The organism is Rhodopseudomonas sp. P1 (genome assembly GCF_039642825.1).
Taxonomy (GTDB): domain Bacteria; phylum Pseudomonadota; class Alphaproteobacteria; order Rhizobiales; family Xanthobacteraceae; genus Rhodopseudomonas; species Rhodopseudomonas palustris_H.
This window is the reverse complement of the sequence record NZ_CP088006.1, coordinates 2,017,092-2,038,462: the sequence shown is the minus strand read 5'-3', so window position 1 is coordinate 2,038,462 and position 21,371 is coordinate 2,017,092. Positions and strand designations below refer to the sequence as shown.

The following is a 21,371-nucleotide window of genomic DNA, read 5'->3' as shown; positions in this document are numbered from 1 at the left end:
TCTGCTGTCATCCGCGCTCAGTTAGCGCGCGGCTAAAAGCAGCTGCCCTGCGATACTGGATCCCCGCCTTCGCGGGGATGACGGCTTTGCGTGGCACGGCCGGCGGCATGCCGCGCGTCTCGAATTCAGCCTAGGAGCATACTACTTCACCAGCTCACACCCGCCTTCCGCGATCGGGCGGAACGCCTTGTCGGCGGCGATCGTCGAAACCAGGCGATAGTAGTCGTAAGGATATTTCGAATCCTCCGGCTTCTTCACCTCGAACAGATACATCGGGTGCACGACGCGGCCGTCCGGACGGATGGTGACGTCGCCGAACAGTCTGTCCTTGCCGCTGAATTTCTTCATCTGCGGGACGACGTCCTTGGCATCGTCGCTTCCGGTGGCCGCGACGGCGTTGAGATAGGCCAAGGTCGAGGCATAGACGCCGGCCTGGTTGCCGCTTGGCATCTTGCCGTTCATGCCGGGCCGCTGCGCGAACCGGTTGGCGAAGGCGCGGGTGTCGTCGTTCGTGTCCCAATAGAACGCTTCCATCAGCTGGAGGCCCTGTGCCACCTTCAGGCCCATGCCGTGGATGTCGTTGATGAACAATAGGAACGCGACCAGCTTCTGCCCGCTCTGCTGAATGCCGAATTCCGCCGCCTGCTTGACGCTGTTGATGGTGTCGCCGCCGGCATTGGCGAGGCCGATCACGCCCGCCTTCGAAGATTGCGCCTGCAGCAGGAACGAGGCGAAGTCCGACGTGCCGAGCGGATGCTTGGCGGAGCCGAGCACCTTGCCGCCATGCGCCTCGATGTACTTGGCGGCTTCGGCTTCAATGCCCTTGCCGAGCGCGTAATCCACCGTGATGAAGTACCAGTCCTTGCCGCCACGCTGCATCATTGCCGCGGCGGTTGTGTTGCCGGTCGCCCAGGTATCGTTGACCCACTGGATGGTGTTGGGCGAGCAAGCCTTGCCGGTGAGATCGGAGCTCGCCGTCGACGACGCCAGGAACGTCATCTTGGTGCCGCGCAGCAGCGTGTTGATCGACAGCCCGACCGCCGAATTCGGCACGTCGACGATGGCGTCGACGCCCTCGTTGTCGAGCCAGCGGCGGGCGATGGCGTTGCCGACATCGGCCTTGTTCTGGTGATCGGCATAGACGATCTCGACCTTGATGTTCTTGCCGCCGCCCGCGAAGTCTTCGGCCGCCATCCGCGCCGCTTCGACCGAGCCCATGCCGTTGGTGTCCTGGAAGATGCCGGAAATGTCGTTGAGCACGCCGACACGCACGACATTGCCGGAGATCTCGGCGTTGGCAGTGCCGCACAACAGGCACGCGGCCGCAAGGCCGAGCAGGCCCTTGGTTGGTGTCATTTGATTTCTCCCTCGGTGTTTTGATTGTTTGTTGAGTGGGCCGCAGCGGGTCATTGCCCCCTACGGTAGCGCTGCTCAGACCTGACGATCCGGAATCCGCAAGATCAGGCCATCGAGATCGGACGACAGCTTGATCTGGCACGACAGCCGGCTGTTCGGCAGCCGCTCGGCGGCCGTGCCGTCGAGCAGATCGTCCTCATCGCCCGCGACAGCAGGCAGCTTCTCGAGTCCGTGCTCGACATAGACGTGACAGGTCGCGCACACGGCATTGCCGCCGCATTCGGCGACAACGCCGTCGAGCCCGAGGCTGAGCGCGACATACATCGCAGTGTCGCCGACCGCAGCCTCGGTGGTGCGGCGTTCGCCATCGGGAAGAATGAACGTGATACTCGGCATGGTGCTCTCTCAGGCAGGCGTCAGTTGGATCGGCAGGCTTTCCAGCCCGCGCAGCGTGTTGTTGAAGCGGCGCTTCAAAGGCCCCGCGATCTCGATCGCCGCCACCTTCCGAGCCAGCGCGGCGAGCACCACCTCGCCCTCCAGCCGGGCAACCAGCTGACCGACGCACATGTGCACGCCCGAACCGAAGCCGACATGACCCGAGGTTTTGCGCGTGATGTCGTAGCGGTCCGGATCGTCCCAGCGCCGCGGATCGCGGTTGGCGGAGCCGAGGAACATCAGCACCTTCTCGCCCTCCCCGATCGTGGTTCCGGCGAGTTCGACCTCACGTGTGGTGGTGCGGAAGAAGGTCTGCACCGGGCTCTCGAACCGCACCGCTTCTTCGAAGGCGTTGCGCGCCAGCGACGGATCGGCGCGCAGCCGCGCGAACTCGTCCGGAAAACGTGCCAGGCAATACACCGCCGCCGCGATGCCGTTGACGGTGGTGTCGAGGCCTGCGGAGAGCAGCGACCGCACCAGCAGCGGGGCCTCCTCGGGCGTGATCTCGCCGGTGTCGCTGAAGGCGTGGATACAGGCGCCGAAACCGCCAGGCGCGAGGTTCGGCCGCTGGCACTGCTCGGCCACATAGGCCTGATGCGGCGCCGAGCGTTCGATCGCGCTCTGCCGCAGTTCGTTCGGCGGCCCGAACGCGTTGAACACGAGACCCGCATAGGGCAGCAGATTCTCGCGCCCCTCCTGCTTCAAGCCCATCGCATCGGGAAACACCGACAGCGGATAGGCTTCGGCGAGGTCGGCGATCGCATCGATATTGCCGCCGCGGGCCAGCAGTTCATCGATCTTGGCGTCCGCCGCCGCCGCGAAGCCGTCACGCAGCCGCTTCATCGTCGCCGGCGACAGCACCTTGCTGAGCACCGCACGGGTGCGGGTATGCGCCGGCGGGTCGGCCTCGAGGATCAGACTCGGCGGCCGCCACGGCTTCTCCTTCTTGAAATCGCTCAAGCCCACGCCGCGGCTGGAGCAGAAGGCGAGCGGATCGCTAAGCACCGCATAAACTTCGGCGTAGCGGGCGACGCCATAGACATTCCACTTGTCGAGATAGACCACCGGGCCCGCCTCGCGCAGCGTCTCCTGCTCCGGATAGGGATCGGCGAAGTAGTCCAGCGCGAACGGATCGATACCCAGATGCGGAATACCCGCGCCGTGCTGGGACGGCGTGGTAACCGGCACCGATGAGGGAGCCGTGGTCATGTTGTCCTCCTCAATCGCCACTTGTGAAATGCCGTGGCATGTCCTTATGTCGGCGCATGCATTCGCAGCCGACATCCCCATGACTGGTGCATCCCGCCCGCCAAAATCCCGGCGATCTGCCGCGGCCGCGCCGAGCCCCGAAGGTCTCACGCTCGATCTGGAGCGTTACGTTCCGGCGTTCATCACCTTCATCGCCAACAAACTGTCGAACAGCGCCACGGCGTTCTATCAGGGCAATTTCGGGGTCAACGTCACGGAATGGCGGATCATGTCGCTGCTGGCGATCGAGCCCGGCATTTCGGCGGCACGGATCTGTCAGGTGATCGGCTTCAACAAGGGACCGGTCAGCCGCACGCTGTCCGACATGCAGTCGCGCGGGCTGATCACCATCCGCGTCGATCCGAATGACGCCCGCACGCATTCGATCTCGCTGACCGGCAAGGGCCGCGCCACCCATGACAAGGTGATCGTCGCCGCGCTGGAGCGCGAACGGAAGCTGATGTCGTGCCTGAGTGCGGACGAGCAGGAAGTGCTGATCGATCTGCTGCGCCGGCTGCACAACAATCTCGGCGCGGTCACCGGCGAAACCACCTGAACCGCCGCGCGGCGCTCCACGCCGTGCATCCTGCTTGCGCCTGATCGCGGACACGTCTCCGCGACAGCCGGCCGCTGTGCTGCCGAGCATGGCTCCTCCCCGAACCGGCGACTGGGTCGCTCTTGTTCAGAACAATTCTCACAGATCAGTTGCCTTGGCAACGAATAAGTTGGCGCGTGTTTCGGCACGCGCGACGGGCTCGTTCGCAAGCGCGAACAAGCTCCGTGCATCACCGATGAGTCACCAATGAAGTTTTGGATGCCGGTTCTGGATCAGTAACCGGCATTGGCCGGCTACATCTGCCGCCAGAACAGCCCGATCGTCAGCGCGAGGCCGAGCACGACGACGCCGATTCTGAGCATGGTTTCGTTGACCCGGCGCAGCACCCAGACGCCGAGCAAGTAACCGACGGTCGACGACACCGCGAGCACCAGCGCCTCCAGCCACTTCACCTCGGGCGAGAACGCGAACATCGCCACCGCCGAGGCGTTCATCGCCGCCGCCAGCGCATTCTTGGTGGCGCCGGCGTTGCGCGCGGTCATGCCGGCGATCGACAGCGCAGCCATCATCAGAAAGCCGATGCCGCCGCCGAAGTAACCGCCATAGATCGAGATCAGAAACTGAATCCCGATCAGCACCGGTGCGCCGACGTGCCGCGCCTGCGCACTCGGTTTGCGACCGAAGCTGCCCCACGCGAACATCGCGGTGGCGAACAGCACCAGCCACGGGATCATCTTGGCGAACACCGTCGGCGGCGTGATCAGCAGCAGCAGCGCACCGGCCGCACCGCCGGCAAGGCTGGTGAACACCAGCGCCCGGAAGCTGACCTCGCCGACGCCGCGGACCATGCCGCGGCCGGCGTAGCCCGAAGCGAGCTGGCCGGGAAACAGCGCGACCGTGGAGGTGATATTCGCCGACAGCGGCGTCATCCCGGCGAACAGCAGCGCCGGCAAGGTCACGAACGACCCGCCGCCCGCGAGCGTGTTCTGAACGCCGGCCCACAGGCCGGCGACGGCGATGATGATCAGCGCGGTCATGCAAGTCCTTCAATACAGCGGCGGCGGGCGCCGCCGGCAGCGAGATAAGGGGCTACCTCGGCCGTTGCTTGAGCTTGGCGCGCTTGGGCAGCAGCGCCGGCCACGACACGATGTGATCTTCCAGCTCCTCGACCGGGATTTCGGTCTCGGTGCGCTCCACCCGCCCGCGCACCGAGACGCCGGCCTCATGGACGGTATTCGGATCGCCGGAGATCAGCGGGTGCCACCAGTACAGGTCGCGCCCCTCGGCGACGAGTTTGTAGGCGCAGCTCGGCGGCAGCCAGGTCAGCTCGCGAACCTCTTTCGGAGTGAGCCGCACGCAGTCCGGCACCCGGTCCGACCGGTTCGGATAGTCCCGGCAGGCACAGGCGCCCGCATCGAGCAGCCGGCAGCCGACCTCGGTGAAATAGATCCGCCCGGTGTCTTCGTCCTCGAGCTTTTCCAGGCAGCAGCGCGCGCAGCCGTCGCACAGGCTCTCCCATTCGGTCGGGGAGAGCTGTTCCAACGTCTTGGTCTTCCAGAAGAAACCGTCTTGCGCGGACGGCTTCTTGGGGCGCGCGGTCATGCCTTGGATGCTGCTTTGCGGTGGTGAGGCCGCCGTTCTAGGGGGAGTTTGCCCGGCGGCGCAAGCGCTTAGCCGGCATGGCTGGGTCCGGAACACCCGCGGTGGTTTCGGCTACACCGAAAAATCCTGCACGACCATTGGTTTATCGGGCATGCTCGGGTAGAAGGAATCAGATTCCCAAAGGTCGCCCGCCCTCGCCTTGCGATCGCCGCAACATTGCGCAAGACGAACAGCGCCTGTGCGGCGTGCTGATGTGATTGGTCGAACCCGGTGCCGAAGATTCTGCCAGACAATTGGAAGCAGCGGATCCGGAATTGGTTTCTGGACCTGGACGCCCGGCTCGACTCGACGCTGTTCTCATCGGCGGTCGGTATCAGAGAGCTGTGGGAGCGGTTCTCGACCTACATGGACCGCTTCTATGTCGGCGGCTGGAAGCGCTGGGTGTTCATCGAGCCGCTGTCGGAGGCTGCCTCGATCGGACTGCTCGGCCTCGTCGCGCTGCTGGCGCTGGCGCAGCCGGCGTTCCGGGAAACCTCCGACGAGGACTGGCTGAAGAAGTCCGACCTCGCCGTTACCTTCCTCGACCGCTACGGTAATCCGATCGGCAGCCGCGGCATCAAGCACAACGACGCGATCCCGCTCGAGGACTTCCCGGACAACCTGATCAAGGCCACGCTCGCGACCGAGGACCGCCGGTTCTACGATCATTTCGGCATCGACGTCGCCGGTACGCTGCGCGCGCTGGTCACCAACGCCCAGGCCGGCGGCGTGCGCCAGGGCGGTTCGTCGATCAGCCAGCAGCTCGCCAAGAACCTGTTCCTGTCCAACGAGCGCACGCTCGAACGCAAGATCAACGAAGCGTTCCTGGCGATCTGGCTGGAAACCCGGCTGACCAAGAACGAGATCCTGAAGCTGTATCTCGACCGCGCCTATATGGGCGGCGGCACCTTCGGCGCCGACGGCGCGGCTCACTTCTACTTCAATAAGTCGGTGCGCGACGTGAACCTCGCCGAGGCCGCGATGCTCGCCGGCCTGTTCAAGGCGCCCACCAAATACGCCCCGCACATCAACCTCCCCGCCGCCCGCGCCCGCGCCAACCAGGTGCTCGACAATCTGGTCGACGCCGGCTTCATGACCGAGGGCCAGGTGTTCGGCGCCCGTCGCAACCCCGCCTCGGTGGTCGACCGCCGCGACGAGAACTCGCCGAACTACTATCTCGATTGGGCGTTCGACGAAGTCCGCAAGATCGTCGACACCTTCCCGAAGTCCTACACCGAGCGCGTGTTCGTGGTCCGCACCGCGATCGACATGAACGTGCAACGCGCCGCCGAGAGCGCGATCGAGAATCAGCTCCGGCAGTTCGGCCGCGATTATCACGCGACCCAGGCCGCCACCGTAGTGTCCGATCTCGATGGCGGCGTGCGCGCGATGGTCGGCGGCCGCGACTACGGCTCCAGCCAGTTCAACCGCGCGGTGGACGCCTATCGCCAGCCGGGTTCGTCGTTCAAGCCCTACGTCTACACCACGGCGCTGCTGAACGGCTTCAAGCCGACCTCGATCGTGGTCGACGGTCCGGTCTGCCTCGGCAACTGGTGCCCGCAGAACTACGGCCACTCCTATTCCGGCTCGGTAACGCTGACTCAGGCGATCACCCGCTCGATCAACGTGGTGCCGGTGAAGCTGTCGATCGCGATCGGCGGCAATCCGAAGAACCAGTGGGACTCGGCCAAGAAGGGCCGCGCCAAGATCGTCGAGGTGGCGCGCCGGTTCGGCCTCACCGCGCCGCTACTAGACACCCCCTCGCTGCCAATCGGTTCGACCGAAGTCACCGTAGTCGAGCACGCGGTCGCCTACGTGACCTTCCCCAACAAGGGCATGGCGGTGAAGCCGCACGCGGTGCTGGAGATCCGCACCGGCGCCGGCGACCTGGTGTGGCGCTGGGACCGCGATGGCCCGCAGCCGCGGCGCGCGATCCCGGCCAACATCGCCGCCGATATGGCCGGGATGATGAGCCATGTCGTCACCGAGGGCACCGCACGGCGCGCGCGGCTCGACGGCATTCCGGCCGCCGGCAAGACCGGCACCACCAACGCCTATCGCGACGCCTGGTTCGTCGGCTACACCGGCAACTTCGCTTGCGCGGTATGGTACGGCAACGACGACTACTCGCCGACTAACCGGATGACCGGCGGCTCGCTGCCTGCACAAACTTGGCACGACATCATGGTGGCGGCGCATCAGGGCGTGGAGGTCAAGGAACTCGCCGGCGTCGGCATGGGCGAGAAGCTGCCGGCGACGCCGGGCGAACGCGCGGCGGGCGCCGAGAGCGCCGAAGTCAAAGCGGCACCGCCACCGGTGCTGACGCGGCGCGGCGCCGAGATCCTGGTGCGGGTGGAGAAGATGCTCGACGAAACTAGCCGTGCACTCGATTCCGCCCCTGCACCGGCGACCGGCCGTAAGGTATCGACCGGCACGGTGGGCCTCACTGACAGCATGGCCGCGGCCTCGCCCGGCTCCGCCCCGGCGGCGGCCCAGAAGAATTGAGCGCGGCGATGCGACTGACGATGACATCGGGGATGGCTGCGACGTGCGCCTGATCGTCCTCACTCTGCTGGCCCTGCTGATCGCCGCTGGCGTCGGCATCGGTGCCACCTGGATCACCGCAACGCGCGGCACCGATTTCGGCACCTTGACGATCGGCGCCTGGACGGCGCGGCCGCGGGTCGGCACCTCCGAGGTCGATCCTTACGCCCGCGCCGCGATCGTGCGCAGCGGCGCGCTGCCGGTCGGCGCCGGCGACGGCATCTCGTTCCTCGCCACCACCGACGATAACAAGCGCCCGCTCGACGGCCGCTGCGACGTCGAGATCAGCGGTGTCACTCCCGCCGCGCGGTTCTGGACGCTGACGCTCTACGATCCGCGAGGCAATCTGGTCGCCAATACGCTGGAGCGCTACGGCTTCACCAGCCAGGAGATCATTCGCGACGCCGAAGGCAAGTTCAGCATCCGGATCGCGGCCCGCGCCCGCGGTGGCAACTGGCTGCCGACCGGCGGCGTCGACCGCTATTGGCTGATGCTGCGGCTGTACGATACCCCGGTCGGCATCGCCACCCGGACCCAACGCGACGCGCCGATGCCGGCGGTCGCTACCATCGGCTGCCCATGATCCGCTTCGCCATCGCCATCATTGCCGGACTGGTCCTCGGCGGCATCGTGCATCTCGTCACCGTCCTGGTGCTGCCGCGGATCGCCGGCCAGGACGCCTACGCCCGGCTGGCACCGCTGACCCAGGTCAACACGGTGACGCAGTTGCCGGACATCACGCCCGACAACGCGCCGCTGCCGCTGCTCGATCCGGCGTTCGCGATGGCGGTGTGCCGCTACGATCTGTCGAAAGGACCGATCAAGCTGGCGGTGCCGGTGAGCCAAGCCTACACCGCAGTGTCGTTCTACACCCGCAGCGAAGTCGCCTACTACGCGATCAACGATCGCTCCGCCGGCCGCAAGGTGATCGAGCTCGATCTGATGACCGCCGAGCAGCATGCCGAGCTGCCGGAAGACGAAGACGTTACCTCGGCCGACCGCCTGATCATCGACTCGCCCACTCCAACCGGCCTGATCGTGATGAAGGCGCTCGCCTCGGAGCCAGGCTTAATGCCGCAAGCCCGCGCCGCGCTGAAAGCAGCGACCTGCAAGGTGCAGTCGGAGCCGCCAGCGAAGTCGCAGTCGTAATCGCCACGATAGACAAGGCGAGCCGCGGTCTCGCTCGCGGCACTCCCTTGTTTATCGAACCACGCGTAGCACCAAAGCCGTCAGGCGCCCTTGGTGCGCGGAAACGTGCCCAGCTCCTCGATATTGTAGCCTTCCGGATACGTGCGGCCGCCGATCTCCTGCCACTTCGGTGCCCGACGCTTCGGCAGCAGCTTCAGGATCGCACGGCGCAATCCGAGCCCGCCGAGCGCGAGCACGCGCAGCGGCGCCGACGGATAGGAGAACCCTAATGCCTCGACCAACGGCCGGTCGGTGATGGCCAGCGCGACCTGCCGTCCGCCGCGATGCAGAATCTGCGGCACGAAGTAATCCGACAGCACGAGATCGATCGTGCGTTCGGAGATCAGCCGGTTCGACTCCGCATAGACGAACCGCGTCCGCTCGAAATCGTCTGCGAACGCGCGAAACGAGTGGATATCCGGATAGAGGCCATCGATGCCCATCCGGCGACCGAACTCGTTCCAATAGACGAACCACAGATGCTGCTCGGTCTCGGTCATCGGCCGATGGCCAAAGCGGCCGACCCAGTCGATCGGCGAAAACACGAAGGTCGACAGGACGTAGAGGTAGTCGTCCGTGGCGATGCGATATCGTCCGTGCATCGCATTGATTCTCGCGAACGAGCGGCGCGCGCGATCGCTGTCGAGGCCGTTGCGCAGTACCTCGCGGATCAGAAGTGCGGTGTCGTCGTATCGCTTCGACACGCGCTCGGAGAATTCACCCGTCCGCGCCAGCAGGCCTGAAATCGACGGCACCGCGTACGTGCGTAGCAGCGCAAATTCCAGCGCCTTGTTGATGTCCCACGGAAAGTCGATGTGAGCCAGGCGCCAAACTGTCCGCTGTGCTTCTGCCAATTCGGGCGCGCCGTCCGGCACGCTCAATCCATCGGCAGTCGTCACCTGCGGTTCAAGAGAGTCGATCATCAGCGCTTCCTCCAAAAGCGACGCGCAGAGTGGTTCGCGGGAGGAAGCGCGGTCTTGCGTAGAGAAGCTGGGAGACAGTGGCAGATATACGACATCGCCATCGATGATGCGGCGCGATATCGCTGATCACGTGTGAACTATTGCGCCTCAGCCCTTCCGCACGACTGCCCCACTTTGCGGCGCAGCGGGCTTGGCCAACTGGCCGAGATTGGCGGCCTGCAATTCCAGTTCGGCAATCAGGCGGTCGGCGTCAGCGGCGATGCCGTCGGGCGCCATGATCACCAGCCGCTCCAGCGCCCAGCGATACGACGACGCGCGCCGGCGCAGGCACTGCTGCACCCACTGTACGATCAGCGAATTCTCTTCCATCCGCGCCACTGCGTCCGCGCGCTCATTTGGCGACAGATCGGCGATGTATTTTAGACTGGCGTTGCGCTTCTGGTCGAGTTCGAGCACCCGCGCCGCGGTGAACTGAAACGGCTCGATCATCGTCAGGTCGTTGCGGACGTCCTGGATCAGCTCGTTGTAGCGGGATGAGTGCGAACGATGCGGCTCGTCGATCAGCAGCTTGCCGTAGGCGGTGCGATCAAACGGCGGCTGCTGCCGCCACGGCGCGGCGATCGGCTGGTAATCACCGAACACGCTCTTCCATGCGGGCCGTGCATGCGGCGCCTCGATAAGCGGGTACGCCATATCGCGCATGTTGCGCTCTTGGTCGGTGAGCTGAAACGCCGACGCCTGCAGGCCGATGCTGCCGGTGGCTTCGGCGCCAATCCAGCGATGCATGTCGTCGGTGACGAAGTCGCGCCTCGTGCGTCCGAAATCACCGCCAGCACAGCCGCCGAGCAAGACAGCCGCAAGGGTGGGAAGGAGCAGAACCGTTCGGGCGGCCCTGCCCTGGATCAGGACCGGACGGCCGACCGCGGACATCGATAAGCTTCTTCGGTTCAGGAGCGGGCGCGGCGGCGGCGACGCCGGCCGGGCGCATCGCCCTGTTTGGGCCCGCCGTCGCTGCTGGCATCGGCGTGACGCTCGATCCGGATCACCGGGAGGATTGTCACGGTGGCGGAGCGATCGGACGGCGCGACCATGGGCGAGCCCGGCCGCCGCGATGCCGCATCCGCCGGAAATTCAATGATGGTGCCCATACCGGTCTCTCCGCGTCCTTTCCTGCGACCCGATCACGGTGCGTCGCATTAAGGAGCCGTTATGGTTAATGCACTGTTAATGGCGGAGCCGTCGGCGGTTGCAACCGTCACGGGTGGGATGATAGCTTTGAAGCCCCTGGGGACGGGAACTTGACGTCGACGTGAGGCTTGTGACCTCCATGATCGAGATTCCGCCATCCGATCTGCGCGCTAGTCGCTTCCCCGCCCTCGGCCCCCAGCCGATCGCGATTGCGGCCGCAGCCCTGCTTCTGATCATCGCCGGGATCGGCACCATCTTTCTGTGGCGCATTGCGACCGGCACCAGCCCTGAACAGGAACGTGTCGCCGCCGGCCGTCAGGTTCAGGCCCGAGTGGCGCAAACCTCCGAACAGCTGGTGGAGCGCACCAAGGGTCTGGAGCTGACGCAGCAGCAATCGATCGACCAACTGCAGGCGCTGCAGGATCAGCTTGCGCAGATCGAAAGACTGGTCGCCGCCCAGCGCAGCGAGACCAAGAAACTGTCCGAACAGGTCGGAGAGATCGGCACCAATCTCGACAGCCTGCGGCAGTCCTTCGCCCAGGCGCAGCCGGCGGACACCGCCGAGCGGCCAACCGCGCGATCGCGGCCCGTCGCCCATGCCTCGCGCGGCAAAGCCGGCAAACCTCGCGCCACCAAATCGCAACGCAAACGCATCAAACCGCGCAGATAGCTCAAATTGCATACCGCTGCTTAACCAATTTGCGACCAAGTTCGCTGGGGCAAGCGGCTAGTATGTGTGGGAGTTGACGATGCGTAAATTTGCGGTGCTGGCGGCCGGCTGTAGCACGCTGGCTGTTCTGGTCGGGCTCGGTGCCGGCCGCGCGTGGTTTACCCTCACCCCCTCCAAGATCGACGCCGCCCGCGCTCCGTCCGCTTCGGAAGAAATCACCACCGGCACGATTGCTGCGCGTTGGCCTACGCCCGGCGGCACGCCTCCCCGTGCAGCGCAGAGCCCTGCTCCGAACATCCAGCCGGCCCGCGCGACCGCCGCTGATCCCGCGATCACCGCCAAGCCCGCCGCGCTGACGGCTCCGGCGCCGGCCCCGGTGCGGCAGGCCTGCAGCAATCCGAACGCGCTGGGCATCTCGCGCACCGTCGAGATCGACACCTCAGGCGGCCCGGGTCTCGGCATGTCGCAGTATCGCGACTACGACTTCCTGCAGCCCGGCGAAGTCGCCCTGACCTTTGACGACGGCCCGTGGCCGGTAAACACCCCCGCGGTGCTGGCAGCGCTGGAGGCGCAATGCGTCAAGGCGGTGTTCTTCCCGATCGGCAAGCATGCGAGCTGGCACCCGGCGATCCTCAAGCAGGTGATCGCCGCCGGCCACACCGTCGGTTCGCACACCTGGTCACACGTCAATCTCGCCAGCAAGCCGTTCGCCGAAGCCAAGAATGAAATCGAGAAGGGCATCAGCGGCGTGGTGCAGTCCGCAGGACAGCCGACCGCGCCGTTCTTCCGTTTCCCGCAATTGCGCCAGACGCCGGAGCTGAAGGCGTATCTCGGCGAGCGCAACATCGCGACGTTCTCGATCGACGTCGACTCCGAAGACTTCCGAATTCACAAGCCGGATCAGCTGATCAACGGGGTGATGGCCAAGCTCAAGAAGGCCGGCAAAGGCATCCTGCTGATGCACGACTTCCAGAAGTCGACCGCGCAGGCCCTGCCCGAGCTGCTCGCGCAGCTCAAGGCCGGCGGCTACAGGATCGTGTTCATCACCGCCAAGGACCGGGTGACCACGCTGCCGGAGTACGACGCCCAGGTCGCGCCAGCGCAACCGACCGCTTCGACCGCAAAGCCGATCGCCAACGTGATCCGCACCGTCGATTAGCAGCGGCTGCTACCAAAATCGTGACTTCGACAGAACGGGCGCTTCAAGCGCCCGTTCTTGCGTCTCCGACCTGCTTAACAAACCGTTGAGCTTAACTGGCTGTTAAAGCGACGGGGCTAAGCTTCCGGTAACTCGTACCATTTTGCACCGCCATGACAACGTTCACACCCTTTCCCGGATACGACGGGCTGATGTCGCTGTCGCGCCGCGAAGGCGTCGACATTCGCCCGACGCTGCTCAGGGTGCTGACCGATCTGTATGTGCAGAGCCCGTCGCACACTGACGAGGAAGAGCGGCAGTTCGTCGAGCTGACATCGCGGCTGATCGACGAGGTCGACGATGCGACCCGCGCGGTGGTACGCGCCCGGCTGTCGATCTATCCGCACACCCCGCGCGCCATCGCGCTGCGGCTGTCGCTATCGCCCTCAACCGATCAGCGCGTGCCTTTAGCCGCACCGATCCCCCCGGCTGATACCGCAGCTCCGGCGCGGCCGGCGCCGCGTATTCCGACCGAAGCCGAACAGCGCGCGTCCAGCCTGTCGATGCAGCCGGAAGATGCTGCGCAGCTGTCAGAGATGTTCTTCTCGGCGAGTTCGCAGGAGCGAACGCAGATCCTCTACAATCTTGCAGAGACGCCGTTGCGCCCTGCGGCGCGGATTCATCTGCCGCGGGCGATGCGGGCGATCGAAGTACTGCACATGGCGGCCTATGTGTCCGACGTCGAGAACTTCACCGCCGAACTCGGTGACGCACTGTTGCTCACGGCCCCGACGGCCGAGCGCGTCGTGTTCGATGAAGGCGGTGAAGCGCTCGCCTGCGCCCTGAAGGCGCTGGCGATCAAAAGCCAGGTGTTCGAGCAGGTACTGATGTTCCTCGACCCGGTCAAAGGCTCGTCAGTCGAGTGGGTGTACCGGCTGTCGCGACTTTACGATCGCTTGAGCGAACGCGCGGCGCTGATCATGCTGGCGGCTTGGCGCGGTGCCACCGTCGCTTCCACGCGCGCCAAATATCGCGCGGCACTTTACGACGATGAACGGCAGCGCGCCCGCAGCGCAACGCCGCAGGCCCGCCCTGCGGTCCAGCCTGGCGCCATCTGGACGCCACGCACCGGCACGACGCGCGGTTAGCGCGCCTCATTGGAAGTCGTTTAGTTCGTAATTCTCGGCATGGCCGGCGGTACCGCGGCCATCCGCGGCTTCTCCCAACACGTGGATGCCAAGGTCGAGCCCGGCATGCGCGGCAGAACAGCTCCGATTACTTCGCCAGATCGAGAAAGTGCCGCCCGGCGCGGTCTTCGGTTTCGACGATCCAGACGTCGGGATCGAACCGGATTTCCTTGGCGAGACGCGCCTCGACGTCAGCTTCGGGTTGGGGCGCCTGCGACGCCGGCACGAACACACGCTCGAATGGGCGCTCGTCGTCGTAAGCGGTCTGCGGCGCCGGCACGTACAGCATAGCCTGTCCGTCCAAGGTCGCGACCTTGACGAACACCGCTCCCGCGTCCTCGGCCCCACGCCGACGCACCGCGCCGAACAGGCCCTCGGTCTGGCAGCGCCGCAAGTAAGCCGACACCCAAATCGCACTCTTCAGTCTCATGGGGTGGCTTGTAGAGGATTTTGAGATTGGCGCAAATCGGAAGCGGTGATCGCCGTCAAGGCCTACGTCCACCCAAAATCAAGAGAAGCGACAGCGGTGTCTTTCGGGCAGACGGCCGTTGTCGACTTCGCACTAGTCGATCGGATGGCCGATCATCAGTCCAAGCTCGCGGACGACGCGGTCGGAGATCTGCCCCGTGACCGGCAGGTTGCGTGAGCGTTCGAAGCGAGCGATGGCGGCTTGGGTGTCGGAGCCGGCGGTGCCGGTCGGCTTGAGCTGGCCATAGCCATATTGCGTCAGCGCGCGCTGCACCGACGCGACCCGGCGCGACGACGGAGCGGCGGCCTCGCTAGCACCACTCGGGATCGCAGCCGGCGGCCGCGGCGCATTGACCGACGAGGCAGCACTGTGCGGCGCGGTGGCGCGCACCAGATTGCCGAGCGGATCTTCGGCGGCACGGCCGCGCACCGGGCGCGCTTCCGGCCGACGCGTGTCGGCGGCCTTCGCCTCGACGGGGCGCACCTCGACCGGCCGTGCTTCCACCGGCTTTGCGGCTTCGACCGGCTTGGACTCGACCTTGGCTTCGGAAGGCTTCAGCTCGGTCACGGTCGGTTCGAGCAGCTTCTGATCGAGCACCTTGGTGTCGGCACGCGACTCGGCGTCGACCGGGCGTGGCCGCGGCAGCGTGACGATCGAGACCGACGCGGACGGCACAGCCTTGCCGAACATCGGTGAAGGATGCTGGCCCGCCTGCATGAAGATCGCATTAGTCACAATCGCGATCACCGCGGCCGAGGCGAACATCGCCGCGACGAAATCCTTCGGGCTCGACAGCATCAGTCGCATCGCAAATCCACGCTCCTCGCTGTCCGCAACGGCTGCCGCCGCACCGCGACGCCGCGGTGCATCGTCCTTTCGCGTCTTAGGCACTCTTCTTCACCTGGTAGTCTGTCGCCGGCGTGTCCGTCGTCATCGCCGGGTTCAACGTCGTGACGTTGCTCGCTGCCGGCAACGCCAACGGCAGCGACACCGTAACGGTGGTGCCACAATCGATCTGGCTCTGCACCTCGATCTCACCGCCGTGCATCCGCACCAGGCTCTTGACGATCGATAGCCCGAGGCCGGTGCCCTCGTGGCGGCGCTGATAGGTCTTTCCAGCCTGGAAGAACGGATCGCCGAGGCGCTTCAGATCTTCTTCGGCGATGCCGACGCCGGTGTCGGTGACTCGCAGCACCAGCCGGGGGCCTTCGACCGCAGCCGAGACGGTGACGGTGCCGCCACGCTCGGTGAACTTGATCGCGTTCGATACCAGGTTGAGCAGGATCTGCTTGAACGCGCGCGGGTCGCCGACGACTTCCGGCAGGTTTTCCGGCGCGCGGGTGACGAGATCGATCCCGCTGTCACGCGCCTTCAGCGCTAGCAGATTGCAGCAGTTGAGCAGTGCCGGGCGCGGCGCGAATGGTTCCGGCACGATCTCGAACGAGCCGGACTCCATCTTCGACATGTCGAGGATGCCGTTGACCACCGACAACAGATGCTGACCGGAATCGTTGATGAGCTGCGCGTACTCCTTGCGCCGCTCCGGGCCGAGCATCAGCACGTCGTCCTGCAGGATCAGGTCGGAAAAACCGATGATCGCGTTCAGCGGTGTCCGCAGCTCGTGGCTCATGGTGGCGAGGAAGCGGCTCTTGGCGGCATCGGCGCGATCGGCTTCGGCGCGCGCTTCGTCGAGCGCCTGCTCGTGGATCTTGCGCTCGGTAATGTCGCGCATCACAGCGACGACTTCCGTCTCGCCTGCATTGACGGCGGTCGTGGCGAGGCTGGGTTCGAGCGGCCGGCAGCGCATCTCGACCCAGACGAATTCAGCGGCCGACGGCCGGCCACGCTCGTCGCGCGCGACCTCGCGGCGAATGCGGAATTCGACGCTGCCGGTCTCACGGCCGCGCGCCGCATCAGACATGGCCTTCAAGTAAGCCGGACGATCGGCGACGTGAACGCGATCGAACAGGCCGTGTTCGGCGAGCCGAGCTACCGGCGTGCCAAGCAGGTTCTCGGCCGCCGGCGAAATGAAGCGAACCGCGCCGTTACGATTGTGACGCGAGATGACGTCGCTCATGTTTCGGGCGAGCAGCCGATAGCGCTCTTCCTCGACATTAAGCAACGCGCCGTTGGTCCGCGCCAGCCACACCGCACCGTAAGCAAGGCCGGAGGCATACAGCGCCGCCGAGGTGATACCGAACGCTGCGAGCGTCGCGGTCGATGCGGCACCGGCGGTTTGCACCGGCAAAACGCCAAACAGGCCGAGCCCGATCAGCACAGCCGCGCCGCCGAGTGCCAGCGACGCCGCGAACATCACGGCGCGCCGCGAGGCCGACAGCGCCGCTTCGATCGGGATCACCACCAGCCATACGGCCGCGAAAGATTGAATGCCACCGGTCTGGGCGGCGACGCCGATCACCAGCGCAGTCAGCGCCAGCGACGACAGAAAGTGCGCCTGCTCGTAGCGCCCAGTGCGCGACAGGAACCACGCCACCAGAATAGGCGCAATCAGCCACGCAAACGCAGCTGCCTCGAGCGCCGTCGGGGCGCCACGCAAAACCAGATACAGTGGAAAGGCCGCGAAGGCGGCGAGGCTTCCGAGCAGACGCGGCGCAAGGAACGCACGATGCCGTGCAGTCGTCAGCGCGTCATAGCGCGCCGACGGATGCAGCAATGCATCGAGACATTCACCGATGATCCTGGATACTGCCACGCTTCTCGCGCTCGCTGGTCGCCTCGTAACGGGAGGCATTGTGGCGCCTCACGTGTGGTTGGCCGAACCTGTCAGAGCGACATTAAACGAACACTAAGGCGACCGCAGACGATCGCGTTCGGCCGCTTCTCCGCGCGTCGGCGCACTGCATTCAACCCGAATGGTGAACGCATGGTTTCAGCGACCGCCGCGATATGGTTTCGAATTGGTGGACGCAAACAGCGTGCGCGGTGAGAAAGCGTGCAACGTCAATCGAATATTTACGCCGAATCGGCTCGGCGGTGTTTTCGGCCGATTTCACTCGAATTGTAAGTAACCGATCCACTTCGAATTCATTGACCTTCGCTACGACGGAGCTCGATTGCGAGACCAATCGCAACGGGGATTTGGACGACGGGGTCGCGAGATGTTCTTTCTGCTTCGCTTGGCATTTTGGATCGGAGTGGTCCTAGTGTTTCTGCCGCGCGAGTCGACACCGGATTCGGAGAAGCTGCCGCAGATCGGCGCCTCGGAGGCGGTATCTGCAGCGAGCGCCGCGGTGTCGGACTTCAGTCAGTTTTGCAAGCGCCAGCCGGCGGCTTGCGAAGTCGGCGAACAGGCCGCAACGGTGATCGGCCATCGCGCGCAGGAAGGCGCGCGCAAGCTGTATCAGATCATCACCGAGAAGCGCGGCGAACCGACCGGTGCCATCGGCGGCGCCGATGCGCCCGATCCGTCGCTCGCGCCGCGCGACACGCTGACGGCGGAAGATCTGAAAATCGAGTGGAAGCTGCCCGGCGCCGAAACCGCATCGACCGATGCGGTCGCGAAGCCCACTGCCACCAATTAGGGCAATCCACGACCATCGGAGCAGGCGATTCTCGCTTTCGACCGCCTGCGAACCCATATATCTGTCGGTACAGGTTCCATCGCGAGCGAACCGCTACCGACAGATACGGGTCACGATGACGATTGACGAGATCAGGGACAATTTCGCGCTGCTCGACGAGTGGGACGACCGCTATCGGTACGTGATCGAACTCGGCCGCATGCTCGAGCCGATGCCCGAGGACGAACACTCCTCCGCCAACAAGGTGCAAGGCTGTGCCAGCCAGGTGTGGCTGTCGCGCACGCTGTCGCATAACGCCAACGGCGAGCCGGTGCTGAGCTATCTCGGCGACAGCGACGCGCACATCGTCCGTGGTCTGATCGCAATTCTGCTGACGCTGGTGTCGGGCCATACGCCGAAGGAGATCCTGGCGACGGAACCGATCGCGGTGTTCGACGAACTGGGCTTTCGCGAACACCTGACACCACAGCGTTCCAACGGTCTGCGTTCGATGATCGAGCGGATCAAGGCCGACGCTCGCGAGACCCTCGCCGCCTCGACCTGACCCGACTGCGGGCGGCTGATCCGCCGCCTCACGGCACCACAAACGCGGCATCGTCCGCCAGCCAGCTTCGCAGCCGCGGCTCGGCCTCTGCGGTCCGCGGTGCAAGGCCGTAGTGCCGTGCCAACCGGTCCAGCGCGAGCTGCAGCACCACCTTGGCGGAACGCAACGGCCAGCCGCGTTCGCGCTCGACATCCTCGAGCCCGCGCAGGAAGCAACAAACGTCGAGCAGGATGCCGGAGAACTCCGGCCCGCAGGCTTCCAGCGCCAGCTGCACGCGCTGCCGCGCCGCCACCACCAGATCGGTCATCTCCCCGGCCCCGCCGCCGCCCGAGCGCCCCGTGGGCGCCCCCCAGCTCGATGTGATGCGAGGTGTCAGGTTGCCGCGCGTGAAGTCGGCGCGCAGCCGCTCGCCGGCGACGAACTGCTCGGCGCTGATCAGTGCCCGCCCATCCCGCCCCTTGCGGCGGGCTAGCCACGCCAGCGGGCTTTCACTGTCGTCCATGGTGACGCGCGCTAGCCCGTCGGCCGTCATGATGTCGCGCTCGGTGAGCTCCAGATGACCGGCACGAAAGCTGTCGACTTCGGCCCTGCCCTGCGCGTGTGGTGTGGTGGACTTCCGTCCGCGACGTTTGACCTGCATCTCGGTCCGACCTTTCCCAGATTCCCAACTAGGAAAATATTCACATATCGAAGCCGCCACGGCAACAGCGCAGAGCCCTCACGTTCGGATTTTTTTCCTCAACCGGCAACCTGCTCGGCGATCATGGGTCCCAGCGAGCCAAGGCATGGCGGGCCGCCGCCTCCAGCTCGGCACGGCTGGCACCATCGCGGGCCAGGATCGACATGCCGGCCTGGACGGCCTGATAGAGCCGGGCGACCGCATGGATGTCGGCCGACGCCGGCAGCTCGCCCGCCGCAACGGCCTCGCCCAGGCGCGCCTCAAGGCGCTGCAGCGTGACCGCACGGGCGCTGCACACCATCTCGCCCAGTTCGGCGTGTCCTTCGCTGCCCACGGCCGACAACGTGACCATGCAGCCGAGCGGATGATCGTCAGGCGCCCCGGTCAGCGCGGAGGCGGAGTCGAGCAGAAAAGCTTCCAGCGCCTCGCGCGCGGTCTGCGCAGTGTGGAAGCGGCCCCAGACCAGTTGCTCGTAATTGGCTTCGTAGTGTCGCAGCGCCTCGGCGTAGAGCGCCTCCTTGGAGCCGAACGCTGCGTAAAGGCTTGGCGCCCCGATTCCCATCGCCTCGGTCAGATCGGCGATCGAGGTCGCCTCATAACCCTTGATCCAGAACAGCCGGGTGGCCTCCGCCAGCGCACGGGCGCGGTCGAAGGTCCGGGGCCTTCCGCGTGGCCGTGCGGGGCGATCGTCGAAGGGCGGATCTGATTTCTGCATCAACCGCTATATAAATCGCTTGCCCACCTCCGGCAATTCGCCTAGGAATTATATATCGATTACTACAGAAAAGAGGGTGACATGGTTGAGCTGACGGGTAAGCGGGCGCTGATCACCGGAGCCTCGCGCGGCATTGGCGCCGCAATTGCGAAGGAACTGGCCGCCAAGGGCGCGGACGTCGCCATCACCTATGAACGCTCAGCCGAACGTGCGGCCGAGGTCGTGCGCGTGATCGAGGGCAAAGGACGTCGCGGCTGCGCGCTTCAGGCGGACAGCGCCGATCCGGCAGCCTTGAAGTCCGCGGTGGACGAGGCTGCGACCAAGCTCGGCGGCCTCGACATCCTGGTCAACAATGCCGGTATCGGCCGCGTCGGTCCGATCACCGAGCTCAGCCTCGCTGACATCGATGCGCTGCTGAACATCAACGTGCGCGCAGTGGTGCTCGCGTCGCAAGCCGCGATCCCTCACCTCGGACAGGGCGGACGGATCATTTCGGTCGGTTCGACCCTCGCCGAGCGGGTGCCGTTCGCCGGCTCGACCGTTTACGCGATGACCAAGTCGGCGCTGCACGCATTCACGCGCGGCCTGTCGCGCGAGCTCGGGCCGCAGGGCGTCACCGTCAATCTGGTGCAGCCTGGATCGATCGACACCGACATGAACCCGGCGAGTGGCGAGCAGGCCGACCAGCTCCGCGCCCTGACGGCGCTCGGGCGCTATGGCAAGCCCGAGGAGATCGCCGCCGTGGTCGCGTTCCTGGCAAGTCCGGCCGCAGCCCTGATCACCGGCGCAATGATCACCGCGGACGCCGGCTTCTCGGCTTGATTCAGAATTACTTCCGCCGGCGGCGCTGCTGGCCGAGCCCCATCTTCTTGGCCAGTTGCGAGCGCTCCACCGCGTAGTTCGGTGCGACCATCGGGTAGTCCGCGGGAAGTCCCCACTTCTCGCGGTACTGCTCCGGCGTCATCTTGTACTGCGTACGCAGATGCCGCTTCAGCGACTTGAAGCGTTTGCCGTCTTCCAGGCAGATCAGATATTCCGGCGTCACTGATTTCTTCACCGGAACGGCCGGCTTGGCCGGCTCCTGCGGCGCCACTTCGGGGCGACCCGCCGACAGCCGCTGCAGCGCGGCGTGGACCTGACCGATCAGCGCCGGGATCTCGCTCGCCTGGGTCGCATTGTTGCTGACATAAGCCGAGACGATCGACGCGGTCAGCTCGATGTAGCTCTTGCCTGGGGTGTCACTCATCGGCCGTCCTTCGTCGTCGGTTCGAAACGCGCCGCGCGGCAGGCCGCGGGCGCGTTGGTCAAATTGTCGGGATACTCGGTGGTATTTTGCAGATCGCCGCCA

Annotated in this window: 24 protein-coding genes; 10 read left to right on the top strand and 14 right to left on the bottom strand. The window is 65.6% G+C overall.

Translation table 11 applies throughout. The annotated features are described in order from the left end of the window. Nucleotides 1-141 precede the first annotated feature (141 nt). The 3 genes from LRC39_RS09440 to LRC39_RS09430 form a co-directional block, all read right to left on the bottom strand. Nucleotides 142-1,356 (bottom strand): ABC transporter substrate-binding protein, encoded by a 1,215-nt coding sequence (locus LRC39_RS09440; protein ID WP_346297066.1) that lies wholly within the window; start codon nt 1,354-1,356, stop codon nt 142-144. Nucleotides 1,357-1,431: 75 nt separating this feature from the next. Continuing rightward, entirely contained in the window at nt 1,432-1,752 is a 321-nt protein-coding gene (locus LRC39_RS09435) for a 2Fe-2S iron-sulfur cluster-binding protein (RefSeq protein ID WP_346297065.1), read from the bottom strand. 9 nt (nt 1,753-1,761) lie between these two features. Beyond that, nucleotides 1,762-3,000 carry a cytochrome P450 gene (locus LRC39_RS09430; RefSeq protein ID WP_346297064.1) on the bottom strand — a complete coding sequence of 413 codons (1,239 nt, stop codon included), beginning with the start codon at nt 2,998-3,000 and terminating at the stop codon, nt 1,762-1,764. A gap of 79 nt (nt 3,001-3,079) precedes the next feature. Between LRC39_RS09430 and LRC39_RS09425 the strand changes: the two genes are divergently transcribed. Next, complete coding sequence (locus LRC39_RS09425) at nt 3,080-3,595, top strand: MarR family winged helix-turn-helix transcriptional regulator (RefSeq protein WP_011157376.1); 516 nt, start codon at nt 3,080-3,082, stop codon at nt 3,593-3,595. A gap of 293 nt (nt 3,596-3,888) precedes the next feature. Here LRC39_RS09425 and LRC39_RS09420 read toward each other — a convergent pair whose 3' ends face one another. Together LRC39_RS09420 and LRC39_RS09415 are read right to left on the bottom strand one after the other, a co-directional pair. Further along, on the bottom strand, nt 3,889-4,632 hold the full coding sequence (locus tag LRC39_RS09420; RefSeq protein ID WP_263991281.1) for a sulfite exporter TauE/SafE family protein: 744 nt from the start codon (nt 4,630-4,632) through the stop codon (nt 3,889-3,891). A gap of 52 nt (nt 4,633-4,684) precedes the next feature. Beyond that, nucleotides 4,685-5,197 (bottom strand): YcgN family cysteine cluster protein, encoded by a 513-nt coding sequence (locus tag LRC39_RS09415; protein ID WP_119018422.1) that lies wholly within the window; start codon nt 5,195-5,197, stop codon nt 4,685-4,687. Between the two features lie 270 nt (nt 5,198-5,467). Between LRC39_RS09415 and LRC39_RS09410 the strand changes: the two genes are divergently transcribed. Genes LRC39_RS09410 through LRC39_RS09400 form a run of 3 tightly spaced genes read left to right on the top strand, consistent with a single transcriptional unit; the run spans nt 5,468 to nt 8,929 of the window. Continuing rightward, a complete protein-coding gene (locus LRC39_RS09410; protein WP_346297063.1) occupies nt 5,468-7,741 on the top strand; it encodes a transglycosylase domain-containing protein in 2,274 nt (757 codons plus the stop codon). A 43-nt stretch (nt 7,742-7,784) separates the two neighbouring features. Next, the gene (locus LRC39_RS09405) at nt 7,785-8,363 is read left to right on the top strand and encodes a DUF1214 domain-containing protein (protein ID WP_263991277.1); all 579 of its coding nucleotides are present in this window, start codon (nt 7,785-7,787) and stop codon (nt 8,361-8,363) included. Continuing rightward, nucleotides 8,360-8,929 carry a DUF1254 domain-containing protein gene (locus tag LRC39_RS09400; protein ID WP_346297062.1) on the top strand — a complete coding sequence of 190 codons (570 nt, stop codon included), beginning with the start codon at nt 8,360-8,362 and terminating at the stop codon, nt 8,927-8,929. The genes LRC39_RS09405 and LRC39_RS09400 overlap by 4 nt, the downstream gene beginning before the upstream one ends. A gap of 80 nt (nt 8,930-9,009) precedes the next feature. Here LRC39_RS09400 and LRC39_RS09395 read toward each other — a convergent pair whose 3' ends face one another. The 3 genes from LRC39_RS09395 to LRC39_RS09385 form a co-directional block, all read right to left on the bottom strand. Further along, nucleotides 9,010-9,891, bottom strand: coding sequence for an oxygenase MpaB family protein (locus tag LRC39_RS09395; protein WP_346297061.1), 882 nt, complete (start codon nt 9,889-9,891; stop codon nt 9,010-9,012). 147 nt (nt 9,892-10,038) lie between these two features. Beyond that, nucleotides 10,039-10,821: a hypothetical protein gene (locus LRC39_RS09390; RefSeq protein WP_346297060.1), complete on the bottom strand. Its 783-nt coding sequence runs from the start codon at nt 10,819-10,821 to the stop codon at nt 10,039-10,041. A 17-nt stretch (nt 10,822-10,838) separates the two neighbouring features. After that, the gene (locus LRC39_RS09385; RefSeq protein WP_346297059.1) at nt 10,839-11,039 is read right to left on the bottom strand and encodes a hypothetical protein; all 201 of its coding nucleotides are present in this window, start codon (nt 11,037-11,039) and stop codon (nt 10,839-10,841) included. A 179-nt stretch (nt 11,040-11,218) separates the two neighbouring features. Between LRC39_RS09385 and LRC39_RS09380 the strand changes: the two genes are divergently transcribed. The 3 genes from LRC39_RS09380 to LRC39_RS09370 all read left to right on the top strand — a co-directional run bounded on the left by LRC39_RS09380 (nt 11,219) and on the right by LRC39_RS09370 (nt 14,035). Then, nucleotides 11,219-11,749, top strand: coding sequence for a hypothetical protein (locus LRC39_RS09380; RefSeq protein ID WP_107343829.1), 531 nt, complete (start codon nt 11,219-11,221; stop codon nt 11,747-11,749). A 79-nt stretch (nt 11,750-11,828) separates the two neighbouring features. Continuing rightward, the gene (locus tag LRC39_RS09375; RefSeq protein ID WP_346297058.1) at nt 11,829-12,908 is read left to right on the top strand and encodes a polysaccharide deacetylase family protein; all 1,080 of its coding nucleotides are present in this window, start codon (nt 11,829-11,831) and stop codon (nt 12,906-12,908) included. Nucleotides 12,909-13,060: 152 nt separating this feature from the next. Next, nucleotides 13,061-14,035, top strand: a complete 975-nt coding sequence (locus LRC39_RS09370) for a DUF2336 domain-containing protein (RefSeq protein ID WP_346297057.1) — start codon at nt 13,061-13,063, stop codon at nt 14,033-14,035. A 127-nt stretch (nt 14,036-14,162) separates the two neighbouring features. On the opposite strand, the gene LRC39_RS09365 is transcribed toward LRC39_RS09370, so the two are convergent. The 3 genes from LRC39_RS09365 to LRC39_RS09355 all read right to left on the bottom strand — a co-directional run bounded on the left by LRC39_RS09365 (nt 14,163) and on the right by LRC39_RS09355 (nt 17,256). Beyond that, nucleotides 14,163-14,504 carry a DUF1491 family protein gene (locus LRC39_RS09365; protein WP_346297056.1) on the bottom strand — a complete coding sequence of 114 codons (342 nt, stop codon included), beginning with the start codon at nt 14,502-14,504 and terminating at the stop codon, nt 14,163-14,165. A 132-nt stretch (nt 14,505-14,636) separates the two neighbouring features. Further along, a complete protein-coding gene (locus LRC39_RS09360) occupies nt 14,637-15,350 on the bottom strand; it encodes a peptidoglycan-binding domain-containing protein (RefSeq protein WP_346297055.1) in 714 nt (237 codons plus the stop codon). Between the two features lie 76 nt (nt 15,351-15,426). Continuing rightward, nucleotides 15,427-17,256: a PAS domain-containing sensor histidine kinase gene (locus tag LRC39_RS09355; protein ID WP_346297054.1), complete on the bottom strand. Its 1,830-nt coding sequence runs from the start codon at nt 17,254-17,256 to the stop codon at nt 15,427-15,429. Between the two features lie 406 nt (nt 17,257-17,662). Here LRC39_RS09355 and LRC39_RS09350 point away from each other — a divergent pair, with 406 nt between their 5' ends. Next, on the top strand, nt 17,663-18,085 hold the full coding sequence (locus LRC39_RS09350) for a DUF5330 domain-containing protein (RefSeq protein ID WP_164573256.1): 423 nt from the start codon (nt 17,663-17,665) through the stop codon (nt 18,083-18,085). Nucleotides 18,086-18,200: 115 nt separating this feature from the next. Next, nucleotides 18,201-18,629 (top strand): SufE family protein, encoded by a 429-nt coding sequence (locus LRC39_RS09345; RefSeq protein ID WP_346297053.1) that lies wholly within the window; start codon nt 18,201-18,203, stop codon nt 18,627-18,629. Nucleotides 18,630-18,657: 28 nt separating this feature from the next. Here LRC39_RS09345 and LRC39_RS09340 read toward each other — a convergent pair whose 3' ends face one another. Both LRC39_RS09340 and LRC39_RS09335 read right to left on the bottom strand, forming a co-directional pair. After that, nucleotides 18,658-19,269 carry a DUF6456 domain-containing protein gene (locus LRC39_RS09340; RefSeq protein ID WP_346297052.1) on the bottom strand — a complete coding sequence of 204 codons (612 nt, stop codon included), beginning with the start codon at nt 19,267-19,269 and terminating at the stop codon, nt 18,658-18,660. Between the two features lie 121 nt (nt 19,270-19,390). Further along, nucleotides 19,391-20,023: a TetR/AcrR family transcriptional regulator gene (locus LRC39_RS09335; RefSeq protein WP_346297051.1), complete on the bottom strand. Its 633-nt coding sequence runs from the start codon at nt 20,021-20,023 to the stop codon at nt 19,391-19,393. Nucleotides 20,024-20,104: 81 nt separating this feature from the next. On the opposite strand from LRC39_RS09335, the gene LRC39_RS09330 reads away from it, so the two are divergent. Next, nucleotides 20,105-20,845: a 3-oxoacyl-ACP reductase family protein gene (locus LRC39_RS09330; protein ID WP_346297050.1), complete on the top strand. Its 741-nt coding sequence runs from the start codon at nt 20,105-20,107 to the stop codon at nt 20,843-20,845. A 7-nt stretch (nt 20,846-20,852) separates the two neighbouring features. On the opposite strand, the gene LRC39_RS09325 is transcribed toward LRC39_RS09330, so the two are convergent. Then, nucleotides 20,853-21,269 (bottom strand): MucR family transcriptional regulator, encoded by a 417-nt coding sequence (locus LRC39_RS09325; protein ID WP_011157358.1) that lies wholly within the window; start codon nt 21,267-21,269, stop codon nt 20,853-20,855. Between the last annotated feature and the right edge of the window lie 102 nt (nt 21,270-21,371).

Bases quoted from the DNA above. Each gene is read 5' to 3' on its own strand.
- LRC39_RS09440 (WP_346297066.1), bottom strand. From the start codon at position 1,356: ATGACACCAACCAAGGGCCTGCTCGGCCTTGCGGCCGCGTGCCTGTTG.
- LRC39_RS09435 (WP_346297065.1), bottom strand. From the start codon at position 1,752: ATGCCGAGTATCACGTTCATTCTTCCCGATGGCGAACGCCGCACCACC.
- LRC39_RS09430 (WP_346297064.1), bottom strand. From the start codon at position 3,000: ATGACCACGGCTCCCTCATCGGTGCCGGTTACCACGCCGTCCCAGCAC.
- LRC39_RS09425 (WP_011157376.1), top strand. From the start codon at position 3,080: ATGACTGGTGCATCCCGCCCGCCAAAATCCCGGCGATCTGCCGCGGCC.
- LRC39_RS09420 (WP_263991281.1), bottom strand. From the start codon at position 4,632: ATGACCGCGCTGATCATCATCGCCGTCGCCGGCCTGTGGGCCGGCGTT.
- LRC39_RS09415 (WP_119018422.1), bottom strand. From the start codon at position 5,197: ATGACCGCGCGCCCCAAGAAGCCGTCCGCGCAAGACGGTTTCTTCTGG.
- LRC39_RS09400 (WP_346297062.1), top strand. From the start codon at position 8,360: ATGATCCGCTTCGCCATCGCCATCATTGCCGGACTGGTCCTCGGCGGC.
- LRC39_RS09395 (WP_346297061.1), bottom strand. From the start codon at position 9,891: ATGATCGACTCTCTTGAACCGCAGGTGACGACTGCCGATGGATTGAGC.
- LRC39_RS09390 (WP_346297060.1), bottom strand. From the start codon at position 10,821: ATGTCCGCGGTCGGCCGTCCGGTCCTGATCCAGGGCAGGGCCGCCCGA.
- LRC39_RS09385 (WP_346297059.1), bottom strand. From the start codon at position 11,039: ATGGGCACCATCATTGAATTTCCGGCGGATGCGGCATCGCGGCGGCCG.
- LRC39_RS09380 (WP_107343829.1), top strand. From the start codon at position 11,219: ATGATCGAGATTCCGCCATCCGATCTGCGCGCTAGTCGCTTCCCCGCC.
- LRC39_RS09375 (WP_346297058.1), top strand. From the start codon at position 11,829: ATGCGTAAATTTGCGGTGCTGGCGGCCGGCTGTAGCACGCTGGCTGTT.
- LRC39_RS09370 (WP_346297057.1), top strand. From the start codon at position 13,061: ATGACAACGTTCACACCCTTTCCCGGATACGACGGGCTGATGTCGCTG.
- LRC39_RS09365 (WP_346297056.1), bottom strand. From the start codon at position 14,504: ATGAGACTGAAGAGTGCGATTTGGGTGTCGGCTTACTTGCGGCGCTGC.
- LRC39_RS09360 (WP_346297055.1), bottom strand. From the start codon at position 15,350: ATGCGACTGATGCTGTCGAGCCCGAAGGATTTCGTCGCGGCGATGTTC.
- LRC39_RS09350 (WP_164573256.1), top strand. From the start codon at position 17,663: ATGTTCTTTCTGCTTCGCTTGGCATTTTGGATCGGAGTGGTCCTAGTG.
- LRC39_RS09345 (WP_346297053.1), top strand. From the start codon at position 18,201: ATGACGATTGACGAGATCAGGGACAATTTCGCGCTGCTCGACGAGTGG.
- LRC39_RS09340 (WP_346297052.1), bottom strand. From the start codon at position 19,269: ATGCAGGTCAAACGTCGCGGACGGAAGTCCACCACACCACACGCGCAG.
- LRC39_RS09335 (WP_346297051.1), bottom strand. From the start codon at position 20,023: ATGCAGAAATCAGATCCGCCCTTCGACGATCGCCCCGCACGGCCACGC.
- LRC39_RS09330 (WP_346297050.1), top strand. From the start codon at position 20,105: ATGGTTGAGCTGACGGGTAAGCGGGCGCTGATCACCGGAGCCTCGCGC.
- LRC39_RS09325 (WP_011157358.1), bottom strand. From the start codon at position 21,269: ATGAGTGACACCCCAGGCAAGAGCTACATCGAGCTGACCGCGTCGATC.